At 74.8% G+C, this 14,783-nt stretch carries 14 protein-coding genes, 1 pseudogene and 1 riboswitch; of the genes and pseudogenes, 11 read left to right on the forward strand and 4 right to left on the reverse strand.

Features of this window, described 5'->3' with window-relative positions:
* Nucleotides 1-97 precede the first annotated feature (97 nt).
* The 4 genes from H300_RS0101775 to H300_RS0101790 all read right to left on the reverse strand — a co-directional run bounded on the left by H300_RS0101775 (nucleotide 98) and on the right by H300_RS0101790 (nucleotide 4,656).
* Entirely contained in the window at nucleotides 98-1,657 is a 1,560-nt protein-coding gene (locus H300_RS0101775; protein ID WP_051269298.1) for a cobyric acid synthase, read from the reverse strand.
* A complete protein-coding gene (locus H300_RS0101780; protein WP_028426035.1) occupies nucleotides 1,647-2,639 on the reverse strand; it encodes a cobalamin biosynthesis protein in 993 nt (330 codons plus the stop codon). Before H300_RS0101780 ends, H300_RS0101775 begins: the two co-directional genes overlap by 11 nt.
* Before the next feature lie 120 nt (nucleotides 2,640-2,759).
* Nucleotides 2,760-2,879, reverse strand: a riboswitch (cobalamin riboswitch).
* Nucleotides 2,880-3,044: 165 nt separating this feature from the next.
* Nucleotides 3,045-3,257: a hypothetical protein gene (locus H300_RS0101785; RefSeq protein ID WP_028426036.1), complete on the reverse strand. Its 213-nt coding sequence runs from the start codon at nucleotides 3,255-3,257 to the stop codon at nucleotides 3,045-3,047.
* A gap of 19 nt (nucleotides 3,258-3,276) precedes the next feature.
* Nucleotides 3,277-4,656 (reverse strand): inorganic phosphate transporter, encoded by a 1,380-nt coding sequence (locus H300_RS0101790; protein ID WP_028426037.1) that lies wholly within the window; start codon nucleotides 4,654-4,656, stop codon nucleotides 3,277-3,279.
* A 370-nt stretch (nucleotides 4,657-5,026) separates the two neighbouring features.
* On the opposite strand from H300_RS0101790, the pseudogene H300_RS24510 reads away from it, so the two are divergent.
* The 11 genes and pseudogenes from H300_RS24510 (at nucleotide 5,027) to amaP (ending at nucleotide 14,693) form a co-directional block, all read left to right on the forward strand.
* Nucleotides 5,027-5,682, forward strand: a pseudogene (locus tag H300_RS24510) (class II aldolase/adducin family protein).
* Between the two features lie 132 nt (nucleotides 5,683-5,814).
* The gene (locus H300_RS0101805) at nucleotides 5,815-6,999 is read left to right on the forward strand and encodes an alpha/beta hydrolase (protein WP_028426040.1); all 1,185 of its coding nucleotides are present in this window, start codon (nucleotides 5,815-5,817) and stop codon (nucleotides 6,997-6,999) included.
* A 136-nt stretch (nucleotides 7,000-7,135) separates the two neighbouring features.
* Nucleotides 7,136-8,497 carry a hypothetical protein gene (locus H300_RS0101810; RefSeq protein WP_199779113.1) on the forward strand — a complete coding sequence of 454 codons (1,362 nt, stop codon included), beginning with the start codon at nucleotides 7,136-7,138 and terminating at the stop codon, nucleotides 8,495-8,497.
* A 255-nt stretch (nucleotides 8,498-8,752) separates the two neighbouring features.
* The gene (locus H300_RS0101815) at nucleotides 8,753-10,351 is read left to right on the forward strand and encodes an ABC-F family ATP-binding cassette domain-containing protein (protein ID WP_028426042.1); all 1,599 of its coding nucleotides are present in this window, start codon (nucleotides 8,753-8,755) and stop codon (nucleotides 10,349-10,351) included.
* 489 nt (nucleotides 10,352-10,840) lie between these two features.
* On the forward strand, nucleotides 10,841-11,062 hold the full coding sequence (locus H300_RS0101820; RefSeq protein WP_028426043.1) for a helix-turn-helix domain-containing protein: 222 nt from the start codon (nucleotides 10,841-10,843) through the stop codon (nucleotides 11,060-11,062).
* A 105-nt stretch (nucleotides 11,063-11,167) separates the two neighbouring features.
* Nucleotides 11,168-11,947 (forward strand): enoyl-CoA hydratase/isomerase family protein, encoded by a 780-nt coding sequence (locus H300_RS0101825; protein WP_028426044.1) that lies wholly within the window; start codon nucleotides 11,168-11,170, stop codon nucleotides 11,945-11,947.
* A gap of 265 nt (nucleotides 11,948-12,212) precedes the next feature.
* The gene (locus tag H300_RS0101830) at nucleotides 12,213-12,710 is read left to right on the forward strand and encodes an Asp23/Gls24 family envelope stress response protein (RefSeq protein WP_028426045.1); all 498 of its coding nucleotides are present in this window, start codon (nucleotides 12,213-12,215) and stop codon (nucleotides 12,708-12,710) included.
* Between the two features lie 42 nt (nucleotides 12,711-12,752).
* Entirely contained in the window at nucleotides 12,753-12,947 is a 195-nt protein-coding gene (locus H300_RS0101835; protein ID WP_028426046.1) for a hypothetical protein, read from the forward strand.
* Between the two features lie 9 nt (nucleotides 12,948-12,956).
* Nucleotides 12,957-13,427 carry a hypothetical protein gene (locus tag H300_RS0101840; RefSeq protein WP_037978902.1) on the forward strand — a complete coding sequence of 157 codons (471 nt, stop codon included), beginning with the start codon at nucleotides 12,957-12,959 and terminating at the stop codon, nucleotides 13,425-13,427.
* Nucleotides 13,424-14,086 (forward strand): DUF6286 domain-containing protein, encoded by a 663-nt coding sequence (locus H300_RS0101845; protein ID WP_028426048.1) that lies wholly within the window; start codon nucleotides 13,424-13,426, stop codon nucleotides 14,084-14,086. The genes H300_RS0101840 and H300_RS0101845 overlap by 4 nt, the downstream gene beginning before the upstream one ends.
* A 10-nt stretch (nucleotides 14,087-14,096) precedes the next feature.
* On the forward strand, nucleotides 14,097-14,693 hold the full coding sequence (gene amaP, locus H300_RS0101850; protein WP_028426049.1) for an alkaline shock response membrane anchor protein AmaP: 597 nt from the start codon (nucleotides 14,097-14,099) through the stop codon (nucleotides 14,691-14,693).
* The last annotated feature ends 90 nt before the right edge of the window (nucleotides 14,694-14,783 follow it).

Below are 14,783 nucleotides of genomic sequence, written 5' to 3' on the forward strand. Positions count from 1 at the left end.
GCCGGGCTTCGCTCCTCCTGCACGGGGCGTGCCGTGTTCGCGGGCGGTGCCGAACCCGCGGCGACCGGCTGCCGTCCCGGCGCCGCCCGCCCCGGGCTCACCACGGTGCCCCCGGCGGTACGAACGGCAGCCCCGCGGGCGCACCGCCCTCGATCAGGCGGAGCAGCGCCTCGGTGTCCGCGTGCTCCTCGACGAGGTCGCCCAGCCGGTCGAGCTGCTCCTCGCGCAGCGCGCCGAACGAGGTGTCGGGCGCGGGGACGAAATCCCGGCCCGCCTCTGCCGCGACGGTCCGCAGCAGGGCCCGCCGGAAGCCGTCGCTCTCCAGCGAGCCGTGCCAGTGGGTACCTCGCACGGCACCCGAGCGGCAGCCGTCGAGGAAGGGCTCGCCGCCGGTGACCTCGGCCACCCCGTGGTGGATCTCGTAGCCCCGCACCGGCTCGCCCAGGGCTTCGCCCTCCGGCCGCGCCAGGGTCTTCTCCCGGTGGAACCGCACCCGCACCGGTAGCAGGCCGAGGCCCTCGACCGTCCCGGCCCGGGACTCCACCTCGTCCTCGATACGGCTGCCCAGCAGCTGGAAACCGCCGCAGATGCCGAGCACCGGGCGCCCCTCGGCGGCCCGCCGTCGCAGCGCCGCGGCCAGCCCCCGCCGGTGCAGCCACTCCAGGGCGCGGACCGTGCCGCGGGTACCGGGCACGATCACCAGGTCGGCGTCGGCCAGCTCCTCCGGGCGGTCGCAGAACCGCACCACCACACCGGGCTCGGCGGCCAGCGCGTCGACGTCCGTGAAGTTGGACATCAGCGGCACAGGCAGCACGGCGACCCGCAGCACGTCCGCGCCGTGCGGCGCCGCCGTGCTGCTCTCCCGCACGGTGCCGCGCAGCGACACCCGCAGGCCGTCCTCCTCGTCTATGCCCAGACCGTGGCGGAACGGCAGCACGCCCAGCGTCGGACGCCCGGTGAGCGTGCGCAGCATGTCCAGGCCGGGACGCAGCAGCGACACGTCGCCGCGGAACTTGTTGACCAAGTAGCCCGCGACGAGTTCCTGGTCGGCGGCCGAGAGCAGCGCGGTCGTCCCGAAGAAGGAGGCGAAGACGCCGCCGCGGTCGATGTCGCCGACCACCAGCACCGGGAGCCGTGCTGCCCTGGCGAGTCCCATGTTGACGATGTCGCCCTGCCGCAGGTTGATCTCCGCGGGGCTGCCCGCGCCCTCGCAGATCACCGCGTCGTGGTCGCGCCGCAGCTCCGCCAGGCAGGCGGCGACTGTGTCGAGCAGTTGTCCCCGGCGCTCCGAGTGGTAGCCGCGGGCGCTCATCTCGCCCACCGGCCGCCCCAGCAGGACCACCTGGCTGGTGCGGTCCCCGCCGGGCTTCAGCAGCACCGGGTTCATCAGCGCGCTCGGTTCCACCCCGGCGGCCGCGGCCTGCATCGCCTGCGCCCGGCCGATCTCCGCCCCTTCCAGGGTGACATAGGAGTTCAGCGACATGTTCTGCGCCTTGAAAGGGGCCACTTTGACGCCGCGGCGGGCCAGCCACCGGCAGACGCCCGCGGTGACCACACTCTTGCCGGCGTCCGAGGTCGTCCCCGCCACCAGCAGACCGCCCCCCGTCGCCCGGGGGGTGCCGGCCGCGTTCCGGGCGCCGCCCCTCTCATCCGGCATGACGCCGCCTCCTCCCGGCGCGCCGCGCCTGCCGTGCCACGAGGGCGACGCCGAGCGCCAGCGCGCCGACCCGCCGGGACAGCCGGACGGCCGCCTCGATGTCCGCGGGGCCCGGGGCGCGCCCCCCGGCGTTCAGCACCGGTCGGTGCTCGACCCGCCCGCCGTACGCGAGGGTGCCCCCCAGACGCAGCCCGAGGGCTCCGGCGAACGCGGCCTCCACCGGCCCGGCGTTGGGGCTGGGGTGGCGGCCGGCGTCCGCGGCCCGGACCCGCAGGGCTCCTGCCGGGTCGGGACCGGCGGCCGCCGCCAGCAGTGCGGTCAGCCGGGAGCCCGGAAGGCCCAGCACGTCGTCCAGCCGGGCGGCGGCCCAGCCGAACCGTCGGTAGCGGGGGGACCGGTGGCCCACCATCGCGTCCAGGGTGTTCGCCGCCCGGAAGAGGGCCATCCCCGGCACGCCGCCGAGCGCCGCCCACACCAGCGCGCCCACCACCGCGTCCGAGGTGTTCTCGGCGACCGACTCGACGACGGCCCGGGCCAGGGCGGGGGAGTCGAGCGCCTGCGGGTCGCGGCCGCAGAGGCGCGGGAGCAGTTCCCGGGCGGTGCCGAGGTCCTCCTCTGCCAGCGCCTCGGCCACCAGCCGCGCCTCCCGTCCCAGCGAGGTGCCGCCGAGGACGGACCAGGTGACGGCTGCGGTGAGGGCGACCGCCGGTAGGCCGCCCGCGGCGTCGGCGAGCCGTCGGGGTGTCCCGGTGCGGCGCGCGGGCACCGCCAGAGCGCGGTCAACGGCAGCGGCGAGCACGGCGGCACCGCCCGCGCAGAGCGCGGTGTGCAGGGCGCCCGCGGCCCGGTCGTCGCGCCACAGGCGTCGTTCTGCGGCGGTGGCGGCCCGGCCGAAAGCGGCTACCGGGTGGCCACGGCGGGGGTCGGCGACCAGCACGTCGGCGAGGTAGCCGAGCACCGCGCCCGAAGGGGAGAAAGCCATGGCGTCGTCAGCCGGCCGTCTCACCCCGGTGGCGCGGAGGGGGCGGTGGCAGCAGCATGCCGGGCATGGGTGTGTCCTCACTCAGGGTCCGCGCCCTGGCTCGACGTGACCGGCGGTGAGAGTCTCCTGGCTCCCGGATCGGCAGCGCCCCCGGCCTTCCAGCCCGCGGGCCGTGACGTGGGTGGGGGCGTGCTCCCCGGTGACAGTGGCGGGACCGCGCCGGACTCGCACCGGCTTCCTCTCCTGCCGCCGTTTGGCAACGGGCAGTCCACCACGCCCGCGGGGAGCCGTCAACTCCCCTCTGACCTGCGACGGGAGAGTGCGAGCAGACACACCGCAGGGCACACCGCGGGAGCGCTGCAGTTCTGCTGCCGACGCCCCCGCGGTGTGCCGTCCGGGGCGGTCTCAGGCGGCGATGATGTAGATGCCGTAGGCCACGGCGACTCCGCAGAGCGTGTAGCTGAGGACGGACAGCACCCGTCCGCCCGCGCTGGCGGTGCCGTTCGCGGACCGGGCCGAGCCGCCCACGATGCCGAGGGTGAAGACGCCCACCAGAGCGATGGTGGCGAGGATACTGACGCCGAAGACGGCGCCGAGGGATGCCCACTCGATGTTCATTGCGCGGTTTCCTTCCTGGTCACCTGTTGGCGGCGGCCGGGTCGCCGGCCGGCCGGTCGCCGGTCCCGGCGTCCGTGGGGCCGGCGGTCCCGGCGCCGGAGGGGCCGGCCGGCGGGGGAGAGACGGCGAGGACGGCGTCGCTCACCGGGGTTCGCTCCCCGGCGGCGGGCGGCCCGTCGGTGCTCGACCCGTCGGCGGTGGCGGCGCCGGCCGGCGCCTTTGCGGTGCCACCGGTGCCCGGGGTGTCAGCGGTGCCACCGGTGTCGGTGACGCCCGCGTCAGCCGGGGCTTCGTGGTCGGTGTCGTTGACGTTCCGGTGGTCGACCACCTCGCGGCGGGAGGCGAGCCAGATCGCGAGGCAGGCAGCGAGGGCCCCCACGCCGACCGCGGTGACGCCCCAGTCGCCCTGCTCGGCGAGCAGGGCCGCGAGTGCGGCGACCAGTCCGGCGGCCGGCAGGGTCAGGGCCCAGGCGGCGAACATCCGGTTCGCGGTGCTCCAGCGGACGACGCCCCCCTTGCGGCCGAGACCGGAGCCCATCACCGAACCGGAGCAGACCTGCGTGGTGGACAGCGCGAAGCCGAGGTGGGAGGAGGCGAGGATGGTCACGGCCGAGCTGGTCTGCGCGGCGAAGCCCTGCGGCGGCGCGATGTCCGTCAGGCCCCTGCCCATGGTGCGGATGATGCGCCAGCCGCCGAGGTAGGTGCCCAGAGCGATGGCGATGCCCGCGGAGGCGATCACCCACATCGGCGGGTCGGCGTCGGCCCCGAGTGCGCCGCCGGAGATCAGCGCGAGCGTCATCACGCCCATCGTCTTCTGCGCGTCGTTGGTGCCGTGGGCCAGTGAGACCAGCGCGGCGGAGGTGATCTGACCCCGGCGGTACCCCTTGGAGGTCCGCTGCGGGTCGGCACCGCGGGTCGTGCGGTACGTCAGCCGGGTGGCGAGCATCGCGGCCACACCGGCGACCAGCGGGGCGATGCAGGCCGGGAGCAGCACCTTCGTGAGCACCGCGTCCAAGTGGACGGCGCCCACGCCGACCGAGGCGATGGTGGCGCCCATCAGACCGCCGAACAGTGCCATCGAGGAGCTGGAGGGCAGGCCGCCCAGCCAGGTCAACAGGTTCCAGAGGATGGCTCCGACGAGCCCGGCGAAGATCACTTCGGGGCGTATGCCGGCCGTCTCGTCGATGATCCCCTTCGAGATCGTGGTGGCGACCTCCACCGAGAGGAAGGCACCGACGAGGTTCAGGGCGGCGGACATCCCCACCGCGGCCTTGGGCCGCATCGCGCCGGTGGAGATGGTGGTGGCCATGGCGTTGGCCGTGTCGTGGAAGCCGTTCGTAAAGTCGAACACCAAGGCCGTGACGATCACGATCCCGATGAGAAGCGTGACGTGTTCCATTCACCCGGCAATCAGTTCGGCGGTCAGGGGGCTCGGTGAACGTAAGGACGCAGGGTGAACGGAAGGTGAACTGGGGCAGGCTTCGGGGTGTCGCAGTTCCAGGGGTGCGGTGCCCTTCCGAATATGCGGCTGACGTGCGCCCTTGCGTGCCGCACCGGGGCTCGCTCGGAGGTCCGCGGTGAACCGGTGGGAAACACCGGTCGACACCCGCGGAAACCCGAGAGCAACGTGCAACGGCGACGTGGTGAACGGTAGCCGAACCGCCCCCTGCCGGGTCCGCTCCGCGGGGCAGGAGATCCCGGTCACGTTCCGCGCCTCCGCCGCCCGCCGGGGGCGTCCCGGTAGTGTGCGCGGCCAGAGGTGGGGCGGAATGCGGCCGGAGTGGCGGGAGCCCTGGCGGGAACTGGTGGCGACGGGGCGGCGCACGGTCGCCGACGGGCTGGTGGTCGGCACGTCCGGCAACGTCTCCGTGCGGGTGGGGGACGCCGTCCTGGCCACCCCGCCCGGCGTCCCCTACGACCGGCTGGGCCCGCTGGACCTCTGCGCCGGACCGCACGGACGGTTCGCGACTCGCCGGAACGCTCACGCCAACGGGTGAACTCCCGGTCCATCTCGCGCTTTACCGCCACACCGAGGCGCGCGCGATCGTGCACACCCACGCGGTGCATGCCACCGCAGTGTCCACGCTGGTCGACGAAGTGCCCGCCGTCCACTACATCGCCGCCGCGCTCGGCGGACCCGTCCGGGTGGCGCCCTACGCCCCCTACGGCAGCGACGCCCTCGCCGAAGGCGCTGCGCGGGCGCACCGGCTGCCTGCTGCGCAACCACGGCACGCTGGTGCACGCCGACACCCTGGCGCGGGCCCTGGAGCACACGGTGCAACTGGAGTGGCTCTGCCGGGTGTGGCTCGCCGCCTCCGCCGTACCGGGCCGTGCCCCGGCGCTGCTGCCCGACGGAGAGCTCGACCGGGTCGCGGACCGGTTCCGCGGCTACGGCCAACCCGGCGGGAGCAGCGCCGCACCGTGACCGGCGCCCCGCAGCGTGCGGCCCCGCCCCGGGGCCCCTGCGAACGGCCCGTGCACCGGCGGCGGCCCGGTTCCGCCACTCCCGGGGCCGCGCCCATTGGCCGGGAGGGCCCCCGCACTGGACACTGTGCGGATGCGTACTGCTGCGGTCACCGCCACCACCGCCCTGGGCGCCGCCGCGGGCGCCCTCGTGGCCGCCCGGTCCGCCGCGGGCGCGATCCTGCGGCCCGACTCCCGCCGCCGGTACCCGCCGGGATTCCACGGCGGGGAGCTGACCGTGCACGGCACCGGTCCCGACCGGGTCTCGCTCACCCGCTCGCTGGACTCCCTGCTGCCCGGCACCTACGCGCTGAGCGGCCCGCGCGGCTGCGCCGTGGTGGGGGAGGTCGTCGAACCCGCACCGGTTTCCGGCACCGCGTCCCGGACCGGCGGCCCGCCGACCGCGGCGGTCGCTGCCGGGGACACCGACGCCGACACGGTGGTGCGCCGCCTGCTCCGGGTCACGAGCGGGACCCTGGAGACCGGGGACCGTGTCCGGATCAGCCCCCAGGTGCACTCCGGGGACCCGGGGTCCGCGCTCGGGCTGGACTTCTCGGAGGTGCACCTCCCGGGCGAGCTGGGACCGCTCCCCGCCTGGCTGGTGCCCGCCCGCCGGTCCACCTGGGTGATCACCGCGCACGGGCTCGGCGCCACCCGGGAGCAGCCGCTGGCCGTGCTGCCCGACCTGCACGACCTGGAGCTGCCGGTGCTCGACCTCGCCCACCGGGGCGACCGCGGAGCCCCGCGCGCCCCCGGCGGCCTGGCCCGCCTCGGCTCGCGCGAGTGGCACGACCTGGACGCCGCGATCCGCTACGCGGTGCGGCGAGGCGCCGAGCGGGTCGTCCTGTACGGCTGGTCCACCGGGGCCTCCATGGCGCTGCACGCCCTCCAGGGCTCGGCGCTGCGGGCACGCGTGAGCGGCGTCGTCCTCGACTCCCCGGTGCTGGACTGGCGGGAGACACTGCGGGCACTGGCCGCCCGCCGGGTCCCCGGACCGCTGGTGGCACCGGCCGTCCGGGCCGCGCGGGCGCGGGCCGGTCTGGGCGCGGCCGAGCTGGACCGGATCGCCGATCCGGCCCGGCTGACCGTCCCCGCCCTGCTGCTGCACGGCCCGGAGGACACCGTGGCGTCCTGGCGCGCCTCGCGGGCCTACGCCGGGGCCCGGCCGGAACTCGCCACCCTGCACACCGTCCGCGGCGCACCGCACGCGGCGACGTGGAACGTGGACCCGGAGGGGTGCGGCGAAGCCCTGCGCCGGTTCCTGACCCCGTTCGTCTGACGGCCGGCGAGGCCTGCGCGCGCGGCCCGTTCGCCCCGCGGCCCGAGCGGCCGTCCGCGGGTTCCTCGCCCGCCGCCATGTTGCCCGTCACCGTGGCCGTTTGGGCTTTTGGCGGATCACCAGGAAGACTGCGTCTGTGACGTCCCGTACTCCGCGAGACAACAGACTCAGCCTCGTCCCCCGGCAGGCCGTGGCGAGCGTCCGCCGCACTGCCGCCGTGCGGCGGAGCCGACCGGTGCCCAGGCCGCCCGCCTCGATCGCGCCGCGCGAGCACCTCGCGCGGCAGGCACGGGCGGCGCTCGACGACGCCGTGCGGCTCGCCCACTGGGCTGACGAGGCAGGTGTGTCCCCCGCCCAGGAACCCGAACGGGCCGCGGCCGAGCTGCGGACCCCCGTCGACCGCATCGAAGGGCACTGGGACCGGGCCAGGCTGGCCGGCCTGGTCGAGCTGCACGCAGGGGCGGTGCGCGCCGGATGGCGGCTGCGCGCCTGGGACCGCGACGACTCGGCGGTGCTGCGCGGCTGGGTGGCGCTGTTCGACGGCTGGTCGCTGGCCCACCCGGCGCCCGGGCACGCCGACCACGCGCTCCCCGGCGAGGTGGTCGTGGCCGCGCCCCAGCTGCTGTCCGTGATGCATCTCTCTTCGGGGCCGGTGACCGAGGAGGTGCTCCTGGAACTGCTCGGTCAGCGGATCGCCGAACTCCGGGCCGAGCGGGTGGACGGCGGGCGGTCCGCGCCCCCGGTCGCCGCCGAGCTGGTGCAGCTGCTGCGCTGGGCCCTGGACGGCCTCGCGGCGGTCGGGGCGCTGACCCGCTGCCGCGAGCCGGACGGCGCGGGGCTCGCGGCGCTCACCCCGCTGGGGAACTGGGCAGTGTGGGTCCGGCTGGAGCAGATCTGCGTGGCGGCCCTGAGCCCGGTGGGCAACATCGAGCAGCCGGCCGAGGACATGCTCCGCGGCTGCGCCCGCCTGACTCCGGGGCCCGCCAAGGACGAGTACCGGGCGTGGCTGGCCGCCCGGCCCACCGGACCCGCGGTGGCGGAGCTGCTGGACGCCGCGCGTGGCGAGGACGCCCTGATCCGCGCGCTCGCCTTCGAGGCGCTGCGCCAGGTGGGGGCCCCGGCCGAGAGCGCGGTGCGCGGCACGCTGGAGGAGCCGCCGCTGCGGCCGTACGCGCTGCTGTGGCTGGCCGAGCAGGACGGCGCCGACCCGGACGAGCTGGCGGCCGGGACGCTGGGTGTGCTCAGCCGGGAGGAGGCCACCTGGCTGTGGATCGACACCGCCGCCGCGGTGGCCGACCACGGCGAGGGCCGGCTGCTGGTCGACCACCTGGAGTCCGCGGTGCAGAGCTCGGTGCCGCGGCTGCTGGAGGAGGTCAGGGCAACCGGCCACCCGCGCACGGTGCAGGTGCTCGTCGCGCTCGCGGCGGCGCATCCCGACCCCGCGCTGGCCAAGGCGGTGCGCCGGGCCGCCTTCCAGGTGCACGCCGGAGGCGCCTGAGCACCGGACCCGCGCGGGCCGCCGGATCGGGCACCGCCCGGTTCCGGCGGCGGAGCGGCTTGCGTGTCGCCGGTAGAATGGTCCGTATGGCAACTCCTCTCACGCATTAGCTGACGACGTACGTCCCGCGGTCGCCGCGTGCCGCCGCACGGGCCCGACGAGCCTCCCCGGCCGGATTCGGCCCCGGGCCTCCGCGCCGTCGGGCCGCAACAGCCGTCCCCCAGTCCCGCAACGTACGTCTGCCAGGAGTTCTCAGTGATTACCGCTTCCGGAGTGGAGCTGCGCGCCGGTGCCCGGGTGCTGATCGAGTCGGCCACCTTCCGCATCGCCAAGGGCGACCGGATCGGCCTCGTCGGCCGCAACGGCGCCGGCAAGACCACCCTGACCAAGTGCCTGGCCGGTGAGGCCGTGCCGACCGGGGGCACCATCAGCCGCGGCGGCGAGGTCGGGTACCTGCCGCAGGACCCCCGCACCGGCGATCTCGAGGTGCTCGCCCGGGACCGCATCCTCGCCGCCCGCGGCCTGGACTCCGTGATCCGCAAGATGCGGGAGAACGAGGAGCGGATGGCGACCGGCCAGGGCGCCACGCGGGAGCGCGCGATGCGCAAGTACGAGCGCCTGGAGAACGAGTTCGTCACCCGCGGCGGCTACGCGGCCGAGGCGGAGGCCGCGACCATCGCGGCGAGTCTGGGCCTGCCGGACCGGGTGCTGGCGCAGCCGCTGCACACGCTCTCCGGCGGTCAGCGCCGGCGCGTGGAGCTGGCCCGCATCCTGTTCTCCGATGCCGACACCCTGCTGCTCGACGAGCCGACCAACCACCTGGACGCCGACTCGGTCGTGTGGCTGCGGGACTTCCTCAAGACCTACCGCGGCGGCCTGGTGATCATCTCCCACGACATCAACCTGGTCGAGACGGTCGTCAACAAGGTCTTCTACCTCGATGCCAACCGTTCGAGGATCGACCAGTACAACATGGGCTGGAAGCGCTACCTCGCCCAGCGGGAGGCGGACGAGAACCGGCGCCGCCGCGAGCGGTCGAACGCCGAGAAGAAGGCCGCGACCCTGAACGCGCAGGCCGACAAGATGCGGGCGAAGGCCACCAAGGCGGTGGCCGCGCAGAACATGGCCCGCCGGGCGGAGAAGCTGCTCTCCGGGCTGGAGGAGCAGCGGCAGAGCGACAAGGTCGCGAAGCTGCGGTTCCCGGACCCGGCTCCGTGCGGCAAGACACCGTTGACGGCGGAGGGCCTGTCCAAGTCCTACGGCTCGCTGGAGATCTTCACCGATGTCTCGCTGGCCGTCGACCGCGGCTCGAAGGTCGTGATCCTGGGGCTCAACGGCGCGGGCAAGACCACGCTGCTGCGGTTGCTCGCCGGGATCGACGAGGCCGACACCGGGAAGGTGGTCCCCGGGCACGGGCTCAAACTGGGCTACTACGCCCAGGAGCACGAGACGCTCGACCCGGACCGCACCGTTCTGGAGAACATGCGCAGTTCCGCACCGGACATGGACCTCGTCGCGGTGCGCAAGGTGCTCGGCTCGTTCCTCTTCTCGGGGGATGACGTCGACAAGCCCGCGGCGGTGCTCTCCGGCGGCGAGAAGACGAGACTGGCCCTCGCCACCCTGGTCGTCAGCTCGGCGAACGTGCTGTTGCTGGACGAGCCGACGAACAACCTGGACCCCGCGAGCCGCGCGGAGATCCTCGACGCGCTGCGGACCTTCACCGGTGCGGTGGTCCTGGTCAGTCACGACGAGGGTGCCGTGGACGCGCTCCAGCCGGAGCGCATCATCCTGCTGCCCGATGGCGTCGAGGACCTGTGGGGCCAGGACTACGCCGACCTGGTGGCGCTGGCCTGACCGGTACGGGCCTCGTCCGGCCGGGCCCGGGGCCTGCGCCGCTGACCGTGCGCCCCTGCCCGCCGTCGCCCCGGGGCGGTCCCGTGTGCGCGGCCGGCCGCAGCTCCCCGCATTCGGCTCCGTTTCCCCGTCGGCGCGGTCCGTCCGGGGTGTGAACGATCTTCACCGGCGCATTCGGTCCACCGGTGATCCTTCATATGGGTGAGAACGGGTCGTACCACCGGCGTGTTTCCCGGCGCCCGCGCAGACGTCGTGCCTCCTCGCCCCGAGTGCTTCAGTGCCTCAGGTGAGCCCCGGCTGACCTGCGCGTTCGCTCCTCCGCACGGATACGGGCAAGCAAGATCATTCAGCGGAATCGATCATTGTGTCGATCTTTCGGCGGCATCTCCCGGTGGAGCTCGTCGGACGGACCTTGCCGAATGGGTGGCCAGAAAGGGAGGAAGGGGTGATCATGAGAGTTCAGAGCGCACTTCCTACGAGGAGGCACGGGTGGCCGAGACTCTGAAGAAGGGCAGCCGGGTTACCGGCGCTGCGCGCGACAAGCTCGCGGCTGACCTCAAGAAGAAGTACGACAACGGTGCGAGCATTCGGGCACTGGCCGAGGAAACCGGCCGGTCCTACGGGTTCGTGCACCGGATGCTCAGCGAGGCCGGTGTGACCCTGCGCGGTCGCGGTGGTGCGACGCGGGGGAAGAAGGCTGCCTCGACCTGAGGTTGCCGGGGAGTCCGGTGGGTCGCCACCCGGTCGTTCGGTTGACCGACCGGGTGGTTACTCTGCGGTAATCAATCCGCGGATCCGCCACACCGGAGGCTTCCCATGACCCTGCTCGACCAGGACGGCGTCCAGCTCGCCGTCGACGGCCCCGTGGCCACGGTCACGCTGACCAATCCGGCCAAGCGCAATGCCCAGTCGCCTGCTCTCTGGCGCGCGCTGGCCGAGGCCGGGCGTCTCCTTCCGGGCGACGTCCGGATCGTCGTGCTGCGTGCGGAGGGCAAGTCCTTTTCCGCCGGCCTCGACCGGCAGGCGTTCACCCCGGAGGGCTTCCCCGACGACCCCTCGCTGCTGGACCTGGCGCGCGGCTCCGCCGCGGAACTCGACGCCACCATCGCCGGCTACCAGGAGGCCTTCACCTGGTGGCGCCGGAACGACCTGGTGAGCATCGCCGCGGTCCAGGGCCACGCGATCGGGGCCGGTTTCCAGCTCGCGCTCGCCTGCGACCTCAGGGTGTGTGCGGAGGACGCCCAGTTCGCCATGCGGGAGACGGGCCTCGGACTGGTCCCCGACCTCGCCGGTACGCATCCGCTCGTCGGGCTCGTCGGCTACTCGCGGGCGTTGGAGATCTGTGCCACCGGCCGTGCGGTGCACGCCGCAGAGGCCGAACGGCTGGGACTGGCGACCCTGGTGGTGCCCCCGGCGGAGCTGACCGCGGCCACCACCGACCTGGCGGCGGCGCTGCTGGCCGCCCCCCGGGACGCGGTGGTGGAGACGAAGGCACTGTTGCGCGGCGCGTGCGACCGCGGGTACGAGGAGCAGCGGGCCGCCGAACGGGCCGCCCAGGCGAGGCGGTTGGCAGACCTGGCCGGATCCGGCGAGTAGGGGACGCGGCGGGGCGTCTGCCACGCACGGCCCGGATCCTCCCGCCACGGGGCGGGCGCCCGCCGGGAGGCCGCCGGTTGCGGGCCTCCGCCCCGTTCGGTCCAGCCACGGAGAGCGCAGAGCGGACAGGTGGGCTTAGGCTGGCCGACAGGCGCCGTGACGTGCCGCCGCGGCCGCCGGGAAGCGGCTTCCGCGGAGGCGGCCGTGGCTGTTCGGAGAGTTCCTCGCACGAGTTCTCAGCACCCCACAGAGAAAGGTGACGGCAGTGGCCGACACACCTGACACCCCCTCCGCGACCAAGGAATCCACCGGCGGAAGCAGCGCGTCGGCGACCGAATCCACCCGGCGCGGCGGCGGAGCCCCCGCGGTCCGGGGGCGTACCACCATCGCCGACGGCGTCGTGGCGAAGATCGCCGGCCTCGCCGCCCGGGACGTGGTCGGCGTGCACGCCATGGGCAGCGGCCTCTCCCGCACCTTCGGTGCGGTACGAGACCGCGTCCCGGGCGGCAGCAAGTCCGTCACCCGCGGCGTCAAGGCCGAGGTGGGCGAGGTGCAGACCGCGCTCGACCTGGAGATCGTCGTGGAGTACGGCGTCCCCATCGCCGAGGTCGCGCACGCGGTACGCGAGAACGTGATCTCCGCCGTCGAGCGGATGGCCGGCCTCGAAGTGGTGGAGGTCAACATCGCGGTCGCGGACGTCAAGCTCCCCGACGAGGAGGACGAGGACGAGGAGGACGACACCGACCGGCCGCCGCTGCAGTAGCAGCGTCCCCAAGCGGCGGAGCGAACACACGAGGAGCGCACGATGAGTATGGCTGTCATCGGCTTGATCACCGGCATGGCGTTGGGCTTCGCCGGGTACTTCGGCGGATTCGGTGCCTTTCTGCTGGTCGCGGCCCTGGGAGCGATCGGTTTCGTGGTCGGTCGGTTCGCCGACGGAGACCTGGACCCGGGCGACTTCTTCGGTACCCGTGGCCGCAACGACACCCGCCGGAGGTGACGGGTGGCCATGTCCCCGATCCCGGCCGGTGAGCGCGGGGCGACCCGGGTCGCCGACCGGGTGGTCGCCAAGATCGCCGCACAGGCCGCCCGCGAGGCCCTGCGCACCGTGCCGGACGGAACCGCCGTGCCGGGCGGGACCGCAGACCCGGACGGGACCGCCGGAGCGGACGGGACTGCCGGGCCCGGCGCGTTCACGCGCCGGCCCGGTGTCCCGCACGCCACCGTCAACGTCCGCGTCCCCTCGGGCACCGGCAAACCTGGCCGTGGCGGGCCGCCGGACCGGACCGAGGCCCGGGTGCGGGTCGCGGTCGAACTCCGCTACCCCTGCGACATCGCCGCCCGCTGCGCCGTGGTCCGCAGCCGTGTCGTGCGGCGCGTGGACGAACTCGCCGACATGGCGGTGCCCGAGGTGGTCGTCGAGGTGGAACGGTTGTACTCGGCACACTTCGAACCCGCCGGCCCCGGGAGGGTGCAGTGAGCGCTACGGACCCCGCGTCCCGGCCGGCCGGCTCCGCGCCTCGGCCGGGCGTTCCGACCCTGGAGAAGCCCCCCGCGGCCGGGCGGCCCGGGCACGCGTCGCAGCCCGGGACCACGAAGGGCCGCGGCGGCCGGTTCTGGTCGACGCGACGGATCCCGGCCGCGGTCGCGGCCCTGGTGCTGCTGGCCGCGGTCGGGGCGCTCCTGTACGACGTGGCCGCCGTGCGCGCGGGCCGCTCCGCGATGGCCTGGCGCCCCTGGCTGGCGGACGGTCTCGCCGCCCGGCGGCTGGACGACCCCTGGGCGGTGGCCGCCGCCGCCCTGGTACTGGTGCTCGGCTGCTGGCTGCTGCTGCTCGCCGTCACCCCCGGACTCCGCGGCCTGCTGACCATGCGGACCGAACCCGGCACCCGCGCGGGGCTCGAACGCTCCGCCGCCGAAAGGGCGCTGCGCGACCGGGCGTCCGCGGTCCCCGGCATCCGCTCGGCCCGGGTTCGAGTGAAGCGGCGCAGGGTGCGGGTCGACGCGGTCGCGCACTTCCGGGAGCTCGACGAGGTCCGCACCGAATTGGACGCGGTACTGGACGACGGGATCCGGCGCCTCGGCCTGGTGAGGGCGCCCGCGCCGAGAATCCGCCTACGACGTCCGTCCCGGCAGTGAGGTGGATGCGGTGCTGAAGAAGGTGAACCGGGTACTGCTCGGACTGCTCGGGCTGCTGATGGCCGCCGCCGGTGCGGCGGTACTGGCCGCGGGCGCCGACCTCCCCGGCCGGGCGGACGTCGCGCCGCCCTCCTGGTGGCCGTGGCGGGAGCCGTCCGACGTGCTGCTCAGCCGTGCGGACCGAATGCAGTGGAGGGACGAGGGCTGGTGGTGGCCGGTGGTCATCGGTGCCCTGGCACTCGCGCTGCTGCTCCTGCTGTGCTGGGCGCTCGCCCAGACACGCCGGCAGCGGCTCAGTGAGCTGCCGGTGGGTGCGGACGCCGAGGATGCCGGGCTGCTGCGGGCCAGGGCGCTGGAGGAGGTCGCGGCGGCCGAGGTCGGGTCCTATCCGGGCGTGGCACGGGCCCGGATGCGGCTCGCCGGGCGCCGGAAGGCGCCGCGCGCCCGCTTCCGAATCCGGCTGGACCCCCAGGCGGATCCCGGCGAGGCCGTCCGCCGCCTGCACCACGAGGCGCTGGTGCATGCCAGGACCTCCGCGGGCCTGTCGGCACTGCCGACGGAGGCCCGGCTGCGGGCGGTGCGCCACCGGCCGGACCGGGTGAGCTGAGCGCCGCGGGGCGGGCGCCCCCGTGCCCGGCCCGCCGCTTCGGCCGCCGTCCCGCCTCCTGGCGCGGCCCGGAAGGCGGGGCGGGGCGGT

Source organism: Streptomyces sp. TAA040 (genome assembly GCF_000424845.1).